The sequence below is a fragment of the Streptomyces sp. MAR4 CNX-425 genome, assembly GCF_048656465.1.
Taxonomy (GTDB): domain Bacteria; phylum Actinomycetota; class Actinomycetes; order Streptomycetales; family Streptomycetaceae; genus Streptomyces.
This window is the reverse complement of sequence record NZ_JBMDLF010000006.1, coordinates 56,070-73,329: the sequence shown is the minus strand read 5'-3', so window position 1 is coordinate 73,329 and position 17,260 is coordinate 56,070. Positions and strand designations below refer to the sequence as shown.

General features: G+C 75.2%; 1 pseudogene. It reads right to left on the bottom strand.

Annotated elements, in window-relative coordinates:
• Positions 1 to 288: 288 nt before the first annotated feature.
• A pseudogene (locus ACHZ99_RS18355) lies at positions 289 to 17,259 on the bottom strand (SDR family NAD(P)-dependent oxidoreductase); the annotation flags it as partial.
• Position 17,260: the final 1 nt, after the last annotated feature.

Sequence of the window (17,260 nt, the reverse complement as noted above, 5' to 3'; positions counted from 1 at the left end):
CTCGCGGTCCAGCCCCGCGAGCCGGCCGACCAGCTCCGCCGCCCCGCCGCGCCCGGCCGCGCCCACGGCCCGCCGCGCCGGACGGGCCAGCCCCCGCAGCAGCGGCGGCGCGGTCTCCGCGTCGAGCTGCGCGGTTGACAGCCCCGCCGGCAGCAGCACCGCGGGCCCGCCGGGCGCCGTGGCCGCGTCGAACAGCGCCATGCCCTGCTCGCCGGTCAGCGGCACGAGACCGGAGCGCCGCAGCTTCCCCACGCCGGCAGCGTCGAGGTGCCCGGTCATGCCGGACTGCTCGGCCCAGTAGCCCCAGGCGAGGCTGACGGCGGGCAGTCCGCGGTGGCGGCGGTGCGCGGCGAGGGTGTCGAGGAAGGTGTTGGCGGCGGCGTAGTTGGCCTGGCCGGGTGCCCCGAGGGTGGCGGCGCCGGACGAATAGAGGACGAAGGCGTCGAGCTTGAGGTGCTCGGTCAGCTCGTGCAGGTGCCAGGCGGCGTCCACCTTCGGCTTCAGGACGGTGGTGAGGTGGCCGGGGGTGAGGTTCTGGAGCGTGCCGTCGGCGAGGACGCCGGCGGTGTGGACGACGGCGGTCAGCGGGTGGTCGGCGGACAGGCCGCCGAGGAGGTCGGCGAGCTGCTGACGGTCCGCCGCGTCGCAGGCGGCGACGCGCACCTCGGCGCCGAGAGCCGCGAGTTCGTCCCGCAGCTCGGTGGCTCCCGCCGCCCCGGGGCCGGAGCGGCTGGTGAGGACGAGGTGGCGTACGCCGTGCGCCGTGACGAGGTGGCGGGCGGTCCGGGCGCCGAGGGTGCCGGTGCCGCCGGTGACCAGGACGGTGCCCTCGGGGTTGAGGCCGAGGTCGTCGCCGGTCGGCGGAGCGTGGCGGGCCAGCCTGGGCACGAGGACCTGGCCGCCGCGCAGGGCGAGCTGCGGTTCGTCCAGCGTGAGCACGGCGGGCAAGGCGGCTTCGCTGTCGGGGTGACCGTCGGTGTCGACGACCGTGATCCGGCCCGGGTGCTCGCTCTGGGCGCTGCGGACCAGACCCCACAGTGGCGCGTGCACCAGGTCGGTGACGTCCTCGTCGGGGCCGGCCGCCACCGCCCGGCTCGTCACCACGACGAGGTGCCGCTCGGAGTTCGCGTCGTCGGCCAGCCACGCCTGTACGTGGCCGAGGGCCTGCGCGGCGGCACGGTGGACCCGCTCGGGCATCGGCAGGGCGGCGTCGTCGGTGAGACGGGCGTACGTGCGCCCGGCGACCGCCCCGGTCGGCGGGACGGCGAGCAGCGCCGCCCAGTCGGGTGCCGCGGCGGCGCCCTGCGCCGCGGGCAGCGGAGACCAGTTCATGGCGAACAACCGGTTCCGGGTGGCGCCGCCCGCGGCCGGCAGCTGCGAGAGGTCCACCGGACGGAGCGTCAGCCCGTCGATCCGGGCCACCGCCCCGCCCTGCGGGTCGCTCAGCTCCACGGTCACGGACGCCGGGCCGGTCTGGATCAACCGGGCCCGTACGGACGTGGCCCCGCCGGCGTACAGCTCGACGCCGGACCAGGAGAACGGCAGCTGGACGTCGTGGCCGTCGCCGGAGCCGAGGACCAGCGCGTGCAGCGCGGCATCGAGCAGCGCCGGGTGGAGCCCGTACCCGCCCGGGTCGGTGTCGGCGTCGAGGGCGACCTCGGCGTACACCTCCTCGCCCCGGCGCCAGGCCGCGGTGAGCCCCTGGAAGGCCGGGCCGTACTGGTAGCCGTGGCCGGCGAGGTCGTCGTAGAGGGTGTCCGTGGCCAGCGCCTCGGCGTCGCGCGGCGGCCAGACGGCCGGACCGGCGCCCGCGGGCGCCGACGCCGCCGCCGAGAGCACCCCCGTGGCGTGCAGGGTCCACTCGGCGTCGCCCTCGTCCGCGGTCGGCCGCGAGTGGACGGTCACGCTCGACCGGCCCTCGTCGTCCCCGCCCACGGACACGTGCAGCTGAACCGCGCCCGTGTCGGGGAGCACGAGGGGGGCCTGGATGGTGAGTTCGGCCAGGTGGGGATGGCCGGTGTGGTCGCCGGCGTGCAGGGCCAGCTCCACGAACGCGGTGCCGGGGAGCAGCACGGCGCCGCCGACCGCGTGGTCGGCGAGCCACGGGTGCGTGGCGAGGGACAGCGTGCCCGTCAGGGTCGTGGCACCGGTGTCGGGGTGCTCGATGGCCGCGCCGAGAAGCGCGTGCCCGGCGCCCCGGAGGCCGAGGGCGGCGGGGTCACCGCTGTCGGCGGCGGGGGCGAGGAGCCAGTAGTGCTCCTGCTGGAAGGGGTAGGTGGGCAGGTCGGTCAGGGGGGTGGGGGTGGTGTGCCAGTCGACGGGGGCGCCGTGGGTGTGGAGGTGGGCGAGGGCGAGGCGGAGTTGGGTGGGGGAGTGTTCGTTGCGCCGGAGGGTGCCCGTGACGGTGACGGGGACGTCGGTGTCGGTGATGGCGGTGGTCAGTGTCGGGTGGGGGCTTGCCTCGACATAGGTGGTGTGGCCGGTGTTGATGAGGTGGGTGAGGGTGTGGTGGAAGCGGACGGTTTCGCGGAGGTTGGTGTACCAGTAGTCGGCGGTCAGGCCGGTGGTGTCGAACTCTTCGCCGGTGACGGTGGAGTAGAACGGGATCGAGGCTGCTGCGGGCTCCAGTCCGGCCAGGACGTCGAGGAGGGTGTCGCGGAGTTCGGTGACGTGGGGGCCGTGGGAGGCGTAGTCGACGGGCAGCAGCCGGTTGCGTACACCCGCTTCCTCGCACCGGGCGAGGTATGCCTGTACGGCGTCGGTGTCGCCGGAGATGACGGTGGCGGTGGGGCTGTTGACCACCGCGACGGACAGCTTGCCGTCCCAGGCGGCGATGGCGTCCGCGACCTCGTCGTGCGGCAGAGCCACCGACGCCATCGCGCCCTTGCCGGACAGCGCGCGGATCGCCTGGCTGCGCAGGCAGACGACCTTCGCCGCATCCTCCAACGTGAGGGCGCCGGCGATGTGGGCGGCGGCGATTTCGCCTTGGGAGTGGCCGATGACGGCGTCGGGCTGGATGCCGTGGTGCTGCCACAGCCGCGCCAGGCTGACCATGACGGCGAACAGCGCGGGCTGGACCACATCCACCCGCTCCAGCAACACCCCTTCCGGGTCGGCGAGCACGTCCGTCAGTGACCAGTCGTCCGCGTAGACCGACAGCGCCGTCTCGCACTCCGCGATGGCCTGCGCGAAGACGGGCTCGGCGTCGATCAGGTCGGCGGCCATGCCCGCCCACTGCGCACCCTGACCGGGGAAGACGAACACCGTCTTCCCACCCGGCTGCACACTGCCGCTGACCACCCGCGCCGACGGCTGGTCCGCCACCAACGCGGCCAGTCCCTCCAGCAGTTCCCCGCGGTCAGTGCCGACCACCACCGCACGGTGGCCAAGCGTGGAACGCGTGGTGACGAGGCTGTGCGCGGCCTGCGCCGGGGTGATCTCGGGGTGTTCGCCGAGGTGGGCGTGGAGGCGTGCGGCCTGGTCGGCGAGCGCCTGCGGCGTGTGCCCGGAGATGGGCCATGCCACCACACCACCCGGCTCGACCACCTCGGCCGCGGTCTCGGCCTCCGGTGCCTGCTCGATGATGACGTGCGCGTTCGTCCCGCTCATCCCGAACGACGACACCCCCGCACGCCGCGGCCGCTCCTGCGCCACGTCCCAGGCCCGCTGCTCGGTGAGCAGCCGCACGTCGCCCGCGGTCCAGTCGATGTGCGACGAGGGCTCGTCGACGTGGAGCGTCTGCGGAAGCACGCCTTCCCGCATCGCCATGACCATCTTGATGACGCCGCCGACACCGGCCGCGGCCTGCGTGTGGCCGATGTTCGACTTCAGCGAGCCCAGCCATAGCGGTGCGTCCTCGGCCCGGTCCTGCCCGTACGTCGCCAGGATCGCCTGCGCCTCGATGGGGTCGCCCAGCGTCGTCCCCGTCCCGTGCGCTTCCACGGCGTCGACGTCGGATGTCGACAAACCGGCATTGGTCAGCGCCTGCCGGATGACGCGCTGCTGCGCCGGGCCGTTGGGCGCGGTCAGGCCGTTCGACGCGCCGTCCTGGTTCACCGCCGAACCGCGGACGACGGCGAGCACCTTGTGCCCGTTCCGGCGCGCGTCCGACAGCCGCTCCACCAGCAGCAGCCCCACGCCCTCCGACCAGCCGGTCCCGTCGGCCCCGTCCGCGAAGGGCTTGCAGCGCCCGTCGGGCGCGAGCCCGCGCTGGCGGCTGAAGACGACGAAGGAGTTCGGCGTGGCCATGATCGTCGCCCCGCCCGCGAGCGCGAGGTCGCACTCGCCCTGCCGGAGCGACTGGGCCGCCATGTGCAGCGCCACCAGCGACGACGAACACGCCGTGTCCACCGTCACCGCCGGACCCTCCAGGCCCAGCGTGTACGCGATCCGGCCCGACGCGATGCTCGCGAGGCTGCCCGTGCCGAGGTAGCCCTCCAGTTCCTCGGAGATGCTCCCCAGCCGGGAGAAGTAGTCCTGCGACGTCAGCCCGGCGAACACGCCCGTCTGGCTGCCGTGCAGCGACTGCGGGTCGATGCCCGCGCGTTCGAACGTCTCCCACGCCGTCTCCAGCAGCAGCCGCTGCTGCGGATCCGTGGCCAGCGCCTCCCGCGGGCTGATGCGGAACAGGTCCGCGTCGAACTTCGCCGCGCCGTGCAGGAAGCCGCCGCGGTGCGTCGTGGACGTACCCGCGTGGTCCGGGTCCGGGTTCAGCAGGCTCTCCAGGTCCCAGCCCCGGTCGTCGGGGAACGGGCCGATGCCGGAGCCGCCGTCGGCCAGCAGCCGCCACAGGTCCTCCGGCGAGGCGACGCCGCCGGGGAAGCGGCAGGCCATGCCGACGATCGCGATGGGCTCGTCGTCCGCCCGCGCGGCGGCCGCGGTGCGGGCCCGCGGGGCGTCGGTCTCGGCGCCGGCGCCGAGGAGTTCGCCGAGGAGGAACCGCGTGAGCGCCCGCGGGCTCGGGTGGTCGAAGACGACGGTCGTCGGCAGCTGCACGCCGGTGGCGGCGCCGAGGCGGTTGCGCAGCTCGACGGCGGTCAGGGAGTCGAAGCCGAGGTCCTTGAACGCGCGGTCGGCGTCCACGTCGCCGCTGCGGCCCAGGACCGCCGACACGTGCTGGCCCACCAGCGTGAGCACCCGCTCCTGCCGGGCCGCCGGGGACAGGTCCGCGAGCGTACGGGCCAGCCCCGCCGCCGCGCCGGGCCCCGCCGCGGCGGCGACCCGCCGCGTGGGGCGTACCAGACCGCGCATCATCGGCGGGACGCCGCCCGCGGCCAGCCGCGTCGGATCCAGGTCGATCGGTAGCAGTGCGGGCGCGCCGCCGGCCAGGGCCGAGGCGAAGAGCTGGAGTCCGGTCTCGGTCCGCAGCGGCCGGACGCCGCCGCGGGCCAGGCGGTCGGTGTCCGCCTGGCTCATGTGCCCCGTCATGCCGCTGGCCTCCGCCCAGTAGCCCCAGCCCAGCGACAGGGCGTGCTGCCCGCGGTGGTGCCGGTACAGGGCGAGGGCGTCGAGGAAGGCGTTGGCGGCGGCGTAGTTGGCCTGGCCGGGCGCGCCGAGTCCGGCCGCGGCGGACGAGAAGAGGACGAAGGTGTCCACGTCCCGCTCGGCGGTCAGCTCGTGCAGGTGCCAGGCCGCGTCCACCTTGGGCCGGCGGACCGTCGCCAGGTGCGCGGGCGTCAGGTGCTCGGTTGTGGCGTCGTCGAGCGCACCGGCGGCATGCACGACACCGGTGAGGGGGTGTTCGTCGCTGACGGTGTCGAGGAGGGTGGTGAGTTGGTCGCGGTCGGCGGTGTCGCAGGCGGTGATGCGTACGTCGGCGCCGAGGGCGGTGAGTTCGTCGTGCAGCTCTGTGGCTCCGGCTGCGTCGGGTCCGGAGCGGCTGGTGAGCAGGAGGTTGCGTACGCCGTGGGCGGTGACGAGGTGGCGTGCGACGTGGGCGCCGAGGACGCCGGTGCCGCCGGTGATCAGGACGGTGCCGTCCGGGTCGATCGGCGCCGGGATCGTCAGCACGACCTTGCCGACGTGCTTCGCCTGGCTCAGGAACCGGATCGCCTGCTGCGCGTCGTGGATGTCCCACGCGGTGACGGGCAGCGGGGCGACCGCCCCGCGGGCGAACAGCTCACCCAACTCCCGCAGCATCTCCTGGATACGGTCCGGACCGGCGTCGCCGAGGTCGAAGACCTGGTACGTCGTGCCGGGGTACTCCTCCGCGACCGCCTCGCCATCCCGGATGTCGGTCTTGCCGATCTCCACGAACCGGCCGCCGTCGCCCAGCAGCCGCAGCGAGGCGTCGGTGAACTCCCCGGCCAGGGAGTTCAGGACGACGTCCACGCCCGCGCCGTCGGTCGCCGTGCGGAACTGCTCCTCGAAGTCCAGCGTCCGGGACGACGCGATACGGGCGTCCGGCAGCCCGTACTCCCGCAGCACGTGCTGCTTGGGCTCGCTCGCCGTCGCGAAGACCTCCAGCCCCCAGTGCTCGGCGAGGTGGAGGGTGGCCATGCCCACGCCGCCCGTCGCCGCGTGCAGCAGCAGCCGCTCGCCCTCCTGCACCCCGGCCAGGTCCGACAGGCCGTAGTACGCGGTGAGGTAGACGATCGGCACCGTCGCCGCCTCGGCGAAGGTCCAGCCGTCGGGGATACGGGTGACCAGGCGCGCGTCCGTCATTGTGATCGGCCCGGTGCCGGACAGCAGCCCCATCACCCGGTCGCCGACGGCGACATGGGTGACGTCGGGCGCCACCTCCAGCACGACACCGGCGCCCTCACCGCCCAGCGAGCGCACGTCGGCCACCATCCCGAGCGCCACGACGACGTCACGGAAGTTCAGCCCCGCCGCGCGCAGCGCGATGCGGACCTGCCCGGGCTCCAACGGAGCGGCGGCCTCGGGGAAGTCCACGAGCCGGACGTCCTCCACCGTCCCGCCGCCGGTCACGCCCAGGCGCCACGCGAGCGCGTCCGCGGGCGGCGCCAGCCGTTCCGGAGCCGGATGGCGGGCCAGCCGCGGCGCGTGGAACACCCCGTCGCGGAGCGCGAGCTGGGGCTCGTCCAGAGTGAGCGCGAGGGCGATCTCCTCCGCGGTGGGCGTGCGGTCGGTGTCGAGGAGCGTGACGCGGTCCGGGTGCTCGGTCTGGACGCTGCGGACCAGGCCCCACAGGGGGGCGTGCACCAGATCGGCCGGGCGCTCCCCGGCGCGCGCCGCGACGGCGCCGCCGGTGAGGACGACCAGCCGGGAGTCCGCGGCGTCCGCGTCGGCCAGCCAGCCCTGGAGCGCGGCCAGCGCCTGCTCGGTCGCGGCCTGCACGCGCTCGGGCAGCGTGCGGTCCGCGACGTCGTCGAGACGGGCGAGGACGTCGGCCTCCGGCGCGCCCTCGGCGCCGGCGAGGAGGAGCGCGTACCGCTGCTCCCGCGGCGCCGCTGGCGGCGTGAGCTGCGTCCAGGCCACGCTGAACAGCCGGTTGTCGACGTCCGGCGCCGGAGCGGACAGCTGCGCCGGGTCGACGGGGCGCAGGGACAGCGCCCGGACGCGGGCGACGGGCCGGCCCGTCGCGTCGGCGAGGTGCAGGGTGACGTTGCGGGAGTCGGAGCGCTCGATGCGTACGCGCGCGGCCGTGGCCCCGGTCGCGAACAGGCTGACGCCCGACCACGAGAAGGGCAGGGCCACCTCCGCGTCCTCCGCGCCGCCGCGGGTGTCGGCGCCCAGGGTGTGCAGGGCGGCGTCGAGCAGGGCGGGGTGGATGCCGTATCCCGTGACGTCGGTCGCCGGGTCGAGGCCCACCTCGGCGTACAGGTCGTCGCCTCGGCGCCAGGCCGCCGTGAGGCCGCGGAACGCGGGGCCGTAGCCGTAGCCGCGCTCGGCCAGCTCGTCGTACAGGGTGTCCACGGGCAGCGCCGTGGCCCCTGCCGGTGGCCAGGCGGCGAGGTCCTCGCCCGCCGCGTCCCCGTCCTCGTCGGCGAGCACGCCGGCGGCGTGCGTCACCCAGGGCTCGTCGTCGGCCTGCCGGGTGTGTACGGAGACGGGGCTGCGGCCCTCCTCGTCCTCCGGGCCCACGGTCACCTGAAGCTGAAGGGCCGTGTCCCGGGGGATGACGAAGGGGGTCTGAAGGGTGAGTTCGGCGAGGTGGGGGTGGGCGGTCCGGTCGCCCGCGTGGAGGGCGAGGTCGACGAGCGCGGTGCCGGGGAGGAGCACGGTTCCGGCGACGGCGTGGTCGGCCAGCCAGGGGTGGCTGCGGAGCGAGACCTGTCCCGTGAAGCTGAACGTCCCGGAGTTGTCGGCGTGCTGGAGGGAGGCGGGGAGGAGGGGGTGGTCGGTGTGCTGGAGGCCGAGGGAGGCGGGGTCGCCCCCGGAGGCGCGGACGTCGAGCCAGTAGGGCTGGTGCTGGAAGGCGTAGGTGGGGAGGTCCGCCAGAGGGGTGGGGGCGGTGTGCCAGTCGACGCGCACCCCGTGGGTGTGGAGGTGGGCGAGGGCGAGGCGGAGTTGGGTGGGGGAGTGTTCGTGGCGGCGGAGGGTGCCGGTCACGGTCACGGGGGTTTCGGTGGGGGTGTCGGTGATGGCCGTCGTCAGTGTCGGGTGGGGGCTGGTTTCGACGTAGGTGGTGTGGCCGGTGTCGATGAGGTGGGTGAGGGTGTCGTGGAAGCGGACGGTTTCGCGGAGGTTGGTGTACCAGTAGTCGGCGGTCAGGCCGGTGGTGTCGAACTCTCCGCCGGTGACGGTGGAGTGGAAGGGGATGGCCGCCTGGGTCGGTTCCACGTCCGCGAGGGTGCTGAGCAGGGTGTCGCGGAGTTCGGTGACGTGGGGGCCGTGGGAGGCGTAGTCGACGGGCAGCAGCCGGTTCCGTACACCCGCTTCCTCGCACCGGGCGAGATACGCGTTCACCGCGTCGGTGTCGCCGGAGATGACGGTGGCGGTCGGGCTGTTGACCACCGCGACGGACAGCTTGCCGTCCCAGGCGGCGATGGCGTCCGCGACCTCGTCGTGCGGCAGCGCGACGGACGCCATCGCGCCCTTGCCGGACAGCGCGCGGATGGCCTGGCTGCGCAGGCAGACGACCTTGGCGGCGTCCTCCAGGGTGAGGGCGCCGGCGATGTGGGCGGCGGCGATTTCGCCTTGGGAGTGGCCGATGACGGCGTCGGGCTGGATGCCGTGGTGCTGCCACAGCCGCGCCAGGCTGACCATGACGGCGAACAGCGCGGGCTGGACCACATCCACCCGCTCCAGCAACACCCCCTCCGGGTCGGACAGCACGTCCGTCAGCGACCAGTCATCCGCGTACACCGAAAGGGCCGTCTCGCACTCGGCGATGGCCTGCGCGAAGACGGGCTCGGCGTCGATCAGGTCCGCGGCCATGCCCGCCCACTGCGCACCCTGACCCGGGAAGACGAACACCGTCTTCCCACCCGGCTGCACACTGCCGCCGACCACACGCGCCGACGGCTCGCCGGCGGCGATCGCAGCCAGTCCCTCCAGCAGCTCGTCCCGCTCACCGCCCACGACCACCGCACGATCGCCGAGGGCGGGTCGCGTGGCCACCAGGCTGTGGGCGACCTGGGCCGGGCCGATCCCGGGGTGTTCGCCGAGGTGGGCGTGGAGTCGTGCGGCCTGGTCGGCGAGCGCCTGCGGCGTGTGGCCGGAGACCGGCCACGCCACCACACCACCCGGCTCGACCACGTCGGCCGCGGTCTCGGACTCGGGAGCCTGCTCGATGATGACGTGCGCGTTCGTGCCGCTCATGCCGAACGACGACACGCCAGCCCGCCGCGGCCGTTCCTCCGCCACGTCCCAGGCCCGCTGCTCGGTGAGCAGCCGCACGTCGCCCGCGGTCCAGTCGATGTGCGACGAGGGCGCGTCGACGTGCAGCGTCTGCGGCAGCACGCCTTCCCGCATCGCCATGACCATCTTGATGACGCCGCCGACACCGGCCGCGGCCTGGGTGTGCCCCAGGTTCGACTTCAGCGACCCCAGCCACACCGGTGCGTCGTCCGGCCGGTCCTGGCCGTACGTGGCCAGCAGCGCCTGCGCCTCGATCGGGTCGCCCAGCGCCGTGCCCGTACCGTGGGCCTCCACCGCATCCACGTCCGATGTCGACAAACCGGCATTCGCCAGCGCCTGCCGGATGACGCGCTGCTGCGACGGACCGTTCGGCGCCGTCAGGCCGTTCGACGCGCCGTCCTGGTTCACCGCAGAACCGCGCACCACCGCGAGGATGCGGCGCCCGTTGCGCCGCGCGTCCGACAGCCGCTCCACGAGCAGCAGCCCCACGCCCTCCGACCAGCCGGTCCCGTCGGCCCCCGCCGCGAACGGCTTGCAGCGCCCGTCCGGCGCCAGGCCGCCCTGCCGGCTGAACTCGGTGAAGCCGCCCGGCGTGGCCATCACCGTCACCCCGCCCGCCAGCGCGAGCGTCGACTCACCGCTCCTGAGCGACTGGCACGCCAGGTGCAGCGTCACCAGCGACGACGAGCACGCCGTGTCCACCGTCACCGCCGGGCCCTCCAGCCCGAAGGTGTACGAGACCCGGCCGGAGGCGATGCTCAGCGCGCTGCCGATGCCGACCTGCCCCTCGAAGCCCTCCGGGGTCTCGGTCAGCCGGGACAGGTAGTCCTGCGAGATGACGCCGGCGAAGACGCCGGTGGGCGTGTTGCGCAGCGTGTACGGGTCGATGCCCGCCCGCTCGAACGCCTCCCACGCCGTCTCCAGCAGCAGCCGGTGCTGCGGGTCCGTGGCCACCGCCTCGCGCGGGCTGATCCGGAACAGTTCGGGGTCGAACTCGGCCGCGTCGTACAGGAATCCGCCCTGCGACGTGGCGGACGTCCCGAGGCGCTCCGGGTCCGGGTCCATGAGCCGGTCGAGGTCCCAGCCGCGGTCCTCGGGGAAGGCCCCGATGCCGTCGCGGCCCTCACTCACCAGCCGCCACAGGTCCTCCGGCGAGGCGACGCCGCCGGGGAAGCGGCAGGCCATGCCGATGATGGCGATCGGCTCGTCCTCGTCGGCGCGGGGGCCGGCGGCGGGGGAGAGGGCCGCCTGCGGTAGGGCGCCGAGCAGTTCGTCCAGGACGAAGCGCGCCAGCAGCGCGGGTGTCGGGTGGTCGAAGACCAGCGTCGTCGGCAGTTGCAGGCCGGTGGCGGCGCCGAGGCGGTTGCGCATCTCGACGGCCGTGAGCGAGTCGAAGCCCAGCTCGCGGAAGCTGCGGTCGGCGCCGACCGCCGTCGCGTCGCCGAGGACGAGGACCGTCGCCACATGGCCGCGGACGAGGTCCAGGACGTGCCGCTCCCGGTTCTCGGGGGCCATCGCTGACAGCTCGTCGGCCAGCGAGGAGCCCCGGCCGCCGCTCCGGGCGGCGGCCCCCCGGCCCGCGGCCGCGGCGGCGGCGCGGCGCGGCTGGACCAGGGCGCGGAGCAGCGGCGGCGCGGTGGCGGGGTCGAGGACGCGGGTGTCCAGCCCGGTGGGCAGCAGGAACGGGCGGCTGCCGGACAGGCCCGCGTCGAGCAGCGCCAGGCCGTGCGCCGTGGTGAGCGGGGCGACGCCCGCGCGGCTGACCCGCGCGACGTCGGCGTCGTCCAGGTGCCCGGTCATGCCGCTGGCCTCGGCCCACAGGCCCCAGCCGAGGGACACGGCGCTGAGGCCGCGGCGGTGGCGGAGGGCTGCGAGGGAGTCCAGGAAGGTGTTGGCAACGGCGTAGTTGGCCTGGCCGGGGGCGCCGAAGGTGGCGGCGGCCGAGGAGAACAGGACGAAGGCGTCCAGCTCCAGTTGCTCGGTCAGCTCGTGCAGGTGCCAGGCCGCGTCCACCTTCGGGCGCAGCACGGTGGCGAGCTGGCCGGGGGTGAGGCGGTCCACGGTGGCGTCGTCGAGGACGCCGGCGGTGTGGACGACGCCGCGCAGGGGGTGGTCGTCGGGGATGGTGGTCAGGAGTGTGGCGAGTTGGTCGCGGTCGGCGGTGTCGCAGGCGGTGATGCGTACGTCGGCGCCGAGGGCGGTGAGTTCGTCGTGCAGCTCTGTGGCTCCGGCTGCGTCGGGTCCGGAGCGGCTGGTGAGCAGGAGGTTGTGTACGCCGTGGGCGGTGACGAGGTGGCGTGCGACGTGGGCGCCGAGGACGCCGGTGCCGCCGGTGACCAGGACGGTGCCGTCCGGGTCGATCGGCGCCGGGATCGTCAGCACGACCTTGCCGATGTGCTTCGCCTGGCTCAGGTGGCGCAGCGCCTCCGGCGCCCGCCGGATGTCCCACGACGTGACCGGCAGCGGCCGCAGCACGCCGCTCTCGAACAGCTCCCGCAGCTCTTGCAGCATCTCCTGGATACGGTCCGGACCGGCGTCGCCGAGGTCGAACGCCTGGTACGTCGTGCCGGGGTACTCCTCCGCGACCGCTTCCGCGTCCCGGATGTCGGTCTTGCCGATCTCGACGAACCGGCCGCCGTCGCCCAGCAGCCGCAGCGAGGCGTCGGCGAACTCCCCGGCCAGGGAGTTGAGGACGACGTCCACGCCGGCGCCGTCGGTCGCCGTGCGGAACTGCTCCTCGAAGTCCAGCGTCCGGGACGACGCGATCCGGGCGTCCTCGACCCCGTGCGCGCGCAGCACGTGCTGCTTGCCGGAGCTGGCGGTGGACAGGACGTCCACGCCCCAGTGCCGCGCGAGCTGGAGCGTCGCCATGCCGACGCCGCCGGCGCCGGCGTGCACGAGCAGCCGCTCGCCCGGCTCGACGGCGGCCAGGTCCACCAGCCCGTAGTAGGCGGTGAGGAAGACGATCGGCACCGTCGCCGCCTCGGCGAAGGACCAGCCCTCCGGGATACGCGCCAGCAGCCGGGCGTCCGTGACGGTGACCGGGCCGGTGGTGGTGAACAGGCCCATCACCCGGTCGCCGACGGCGAGATGGGTGACGTCGGGCGCGGCCTCCACGACCACGCCGGCGCCCTCGCCGCCCACCGCGCGCACGTCGGCGACCATGCCGAGCGTCACGACGACGTCGCGGAAGTTCAGCCCGCCGGCCCGTACGGCGACCCGTACCTCACCGGGCCGCAGGTCGGCGCCCGCCTCGGGCGACGGGACGAGCGCGACGTCTTCCAGGGAGCCCTGGCCGGTCACGCCCAGGCACCAGTGCTCCGCGCCGGGCGGCGGCGCCAGCACGTCGTCGGCCGCGGACCGGCCGAGGCGGGCGGCGAGGGCACGGCCCTCCCGTACCGCGGTCTGCGGCTCGCCGGCGGCCAGGACGGCGCCGAGCGCCGCCGCGGTGCGCGGGTCCGCGTCCACGTCGACCAGCAGGAAGCGGTCCGGGTGCTCCGACTGCGCGGAGCGCAGCAGACCCCAGGCGGCGGCGCCGGCCAGGTCGGTCACCGGGTCGCCGGGCTCGGCGGCCACGGCGCCCGACGTCACGACGGCGAGCCGGACACCGGCCAGCCGCTCGTCCGCGAGCCAGCGCTGGACGAGCTCCAGCAGCCCGGTGTTCAGCTCCCGCACCCGCGCGGGCAGCGGGCCCTCGCCCGGATCGCCCACGGGCAGCAGCACGGTCCCCGGGAGGTCGCCTTCGGCGAGCAGCGCGTCGAGGTCCGCGACGACCCGGCCGCCGGCGGCACCGGGGAGGCCGCCGCCGGAGCCCAGCGCGGTGACGAAGACGTGCCCGGGCGCGGTGTCCGCCTCCGGGACGGCGAGCGGGGCCCAGTCCAGGGTGAACAGGCTGTCGTGGTACGGATCGGGCGTGGCGGCCCGCTGCAACTGCGCGGCGTCGACCTGCCGCAGCGTCAGCGAACCGACCCGGCCCACGGGGCTGCCCGCCGCGTCGGCCAGGGTGATCCGCGCCGACTCCGGCGCGGTCCGCCGCACGTGGACGCGGAGGAAGTCCGCGCCGGTGGCGCGCAGTTCGACGCCGCTCCAGGAGAACGGCAGCTGCGTGCCGTCCTCACCGCCCGGGGCCAGGCCCAGCGCGTGCAGGGCGGCGTCCAGGAGCGCGGGGTGGATGCCGTACCCGGCCGGGTCGGTGCCGGCGTCGTCGGCGAGGTCGACCTCCGCGTACACGCCGCCGTCCGCGGCCCGCCAGGCCGCGGTCAGGCCGCGGAACGCGGGGCCGTAGTGGTAGCCGTGCGCCGCCAGGTCGTCGTACAGCGACTCGACGGGCAGCGGCTCGGCGCCGGCGGGCGGCCAGGCGGCGAGGTCGGCGGCCGGCTCGTCGTCCTGGCCGGCGGCGGGCGCCGCGGTGAGGAAACCGGTGGCGTGCGGGGTCCAGACGTCGCCGTCCTCGGCGCGCGAGTGGACCGTGACCGGCCGCCGCCCGCTGCCGTCCGCGTCGCCGCCCGCGGTCACCTGGAGGTGGACGGTGCCGTGCTCGCCGAGCACCAGCGGGGTCTGGAGGGTGAGTTCGGCCAGGTGGGGGTGGCCGGTGTGCTCGCCCGCGTGCAGCGCGAGGTCGACGAAGGCGGTGCCCGGCAGGAGGACGGTGCCGCCTACCGCGTGGTCGGCGAGCCAGGGGTGCGTACGCAGGCTGAGGCTGCCGGTGAACGTGACGGCACCGCCGCCGTCCGCCAGCTCCATCGCGGCGCCGAGCAGGGCGTGTTCGGTGCGGCGCAGCCCGAGGTGCCCGGGGTCGCCGCCGTGGGCGGGGGCGCTGAGCCAGTACGTCCGGTGCTGGAACGCGTAGGTGGGAAGGCCGACGGTGGCGGTGGAGCCGGGCCAGTCGAGGGGGGTGTGCGCGGCGTGGACCGCGGCGAACGCGGCCGTCAGCGCCTCCACCTGCCCCCGCTTGCGGTGCTGGGCGGCGACGGCGGTGGCCGGGGAGGTGAGGGTGTCGGCGGTGAGGGTCGCCAGGGTGGTGTCCGGGCCGAGTTCGAGGTACGTACCGGTGCCCGCCTCTTCCAGGTACGCCGTGACGGCGGCGTACTCGACGCTGTGCCGCAGCTGCTCCGCCCAGTACTCGGGCGAGGCCGCCTCGGCCGCCGTGAGGGGCTGCCCGGTGCGGTTGGAGACCACCGGCAGCGCCGGCGCCTGGGCGGGCACATCGGCGACGGCCGCGCGGAACTCCGCCAGGATCGGGTCCATGTGCGCCGAGTGGAACGCGTGGCTCACCCGCAGCCGCCGGGCGGTCACGCCCGCCTCGGCGCACCGCTCGGCGACGGTGTCCATGGCGTCGGCGTCGCCGGAGACGACCGTGGAGACGGGCGAGTTGTGCGCGGCGACCGACGCGCCGTCGACGTCCTCCAGCAGGCGGGCGGTGGCGTCCCGGTCGGCGGCGACGGACAGCATCGCGCCGCCCGCGGGCAGGGCGCCCATGAGCCGCCCCCGGGTGGCGACCAGCTTGGCGGCGTCCGCCAGCGTCCACACCCCGGCCAGGTGGGCCGCCGTCAGCTCCCCGATGGAGTGACCGGCCAGGAAGTCCGGCCGCACCCCGAACGACTCCGCCAGCCGGAACAGGGCCACCTCGTACGCGAACAGCGCGGGCTGCGTGTACGTCGTGTCGTCCAGCAGCGCCGCCTCGTCCGTGTCCGCCTCGGCGAACAGCAGGGGCTTCAGCGGCCGCGGGAGGTGCGCGTCCAGGGCCGCGCAGGCTTCGTCCAGCGCCTCGGCGAACACCGGGTACGTCTCGTACAGCTCCGCGCCCATACCCGCGCGCTGCGCGCCCTGGCCGGTGAACAGCACCGCCAGCTTGCCGCCGGCCGCCGTACCCACGACCGCCCCCGGCCCCGGCGTCTCCTCCGCCACGGCGGCGAGCCCGGCGAGCAGCTCCTCGCGGTCCCCACCGAACACCACCCCGCGGTGCGCGAGCGCGGCCCGCGTCCGCAGCAGCGCGGACCCCACGGCCCGCGCGTCGGCGTCCGGGTGCTCCGCCAGCCAGTCGCGCAGCTTCCCGGCCTGGGCGGCGAGCGCGTCCGGCGTGTGCCCCGACAGCGCCCACACCACCGGCCCCGGCACCGCCTCGGCCGCCTGCTCCTGCTCCACCGCGGCCGGCGGGCCCTCGATCACCACGTGCGCGTTCGTGCCGCTCATGCCGAACGAGGACACCGCGGCGCGCAGCGGCCGCTCCGGGTGCGACCACTCCCGCTGATCCGTCAGCAGCCGGACCGTGCCCGTGGACCAGTCGATGTGCGGCGACGGCTCGTCCACGTGCAGCGTGCGCGGCAGCACGCCCTCGTGCATCGCCATGACCATCTTGATGATGCCCGCGACCCCGGCCGCGGCCTGGGTGTGCCCGAGGTTCGACTTGACCGAGCCCAGCCACAGCGGCGCGTCGCCCGAGCGCCCCTCGCCGTACGTCGCCAGCAGCGCCTGCGCCTCGATCGGGTCGCCCAGCGTCGTACCCGTGCCGTGCGCCTCGACGACGTCGACATCGGCGGCGGTGAGCCCCGCGTTGGCGAGCGCCTCCCGGATCACCCGCTGCTGCGACGGGCCGTTCGGCGCCGTCAGCCCGTTGGAGGCCCCGTCCTGGTTCACGGCCGAGCCGCGCAGGACCGCGAGCACGGGGTGCCCGTTGCGCTGCGCGTCCGACAGCCGCTCCACCAGCAGCAGCCCGACACCCTCGGACCACCCCGTGCCGTCCGCGGCGGCGGCGAACGGCTTGCAGCGCCCGTCCGGCGCCAGCCCGCGCTGCCGGCTGAACTCCACGAACGTACCCGGCGTGGCCATCACCGTCACACCGCCGGCCAGGGCGAGCGTGCACTCGCCCTGCCGCAGCGCGTGCGCGGCCAGGTGCAGCGAGACGAGCGAGGAGGAGCAGGCCGTGTCCACGGTGACCGCGGGCCCCTCCAGGCCGAAGCTGTACGCCACCCGGCCCGAGGCGATGCTGCCCGCGCTGCCGTTGCCCACCTGCCCCTCGAACCCGGCCGGCACCTGGTGCATCAGCCGCGAGGAGTAGTCGTTGTACATCACGCCGGTGAAGACACCGGTCCGGCTGCCCTGCACCGACTGCGGGTCGATCCCGGCCCGTTCGAACGCCTCCCAGGCCGTCTCCAGCAGCAGCCGCTGCTGCGGGTCGGTGGCCAGCGCCTCGCGCGGGCTCATGTGGAACAGCTCGGCGTCGAAGTCCGCGGCCTCGTGCAGGAACCCGCCCTCCCGCACGTACGACGTGGCCGGGTGGTCCGGGTCCGGGTGGTACAGCGACTCCACGTCCCAGTCGCGGCCGGAGGGGAACTCCCCGACCGCGTCCCGGCCCTCGGCCACGAGCCGCCACAGGTCCTCCGGCGAGCGGACGTCGCCGGGGTAGCGGCAGGCCATGCCCACGATGGCGATCGGCTCGTGCTCCTGGGACTCGGCGTCGTGCAGACGCTGCCGGGTCTGGTGCAACTCGGCAATG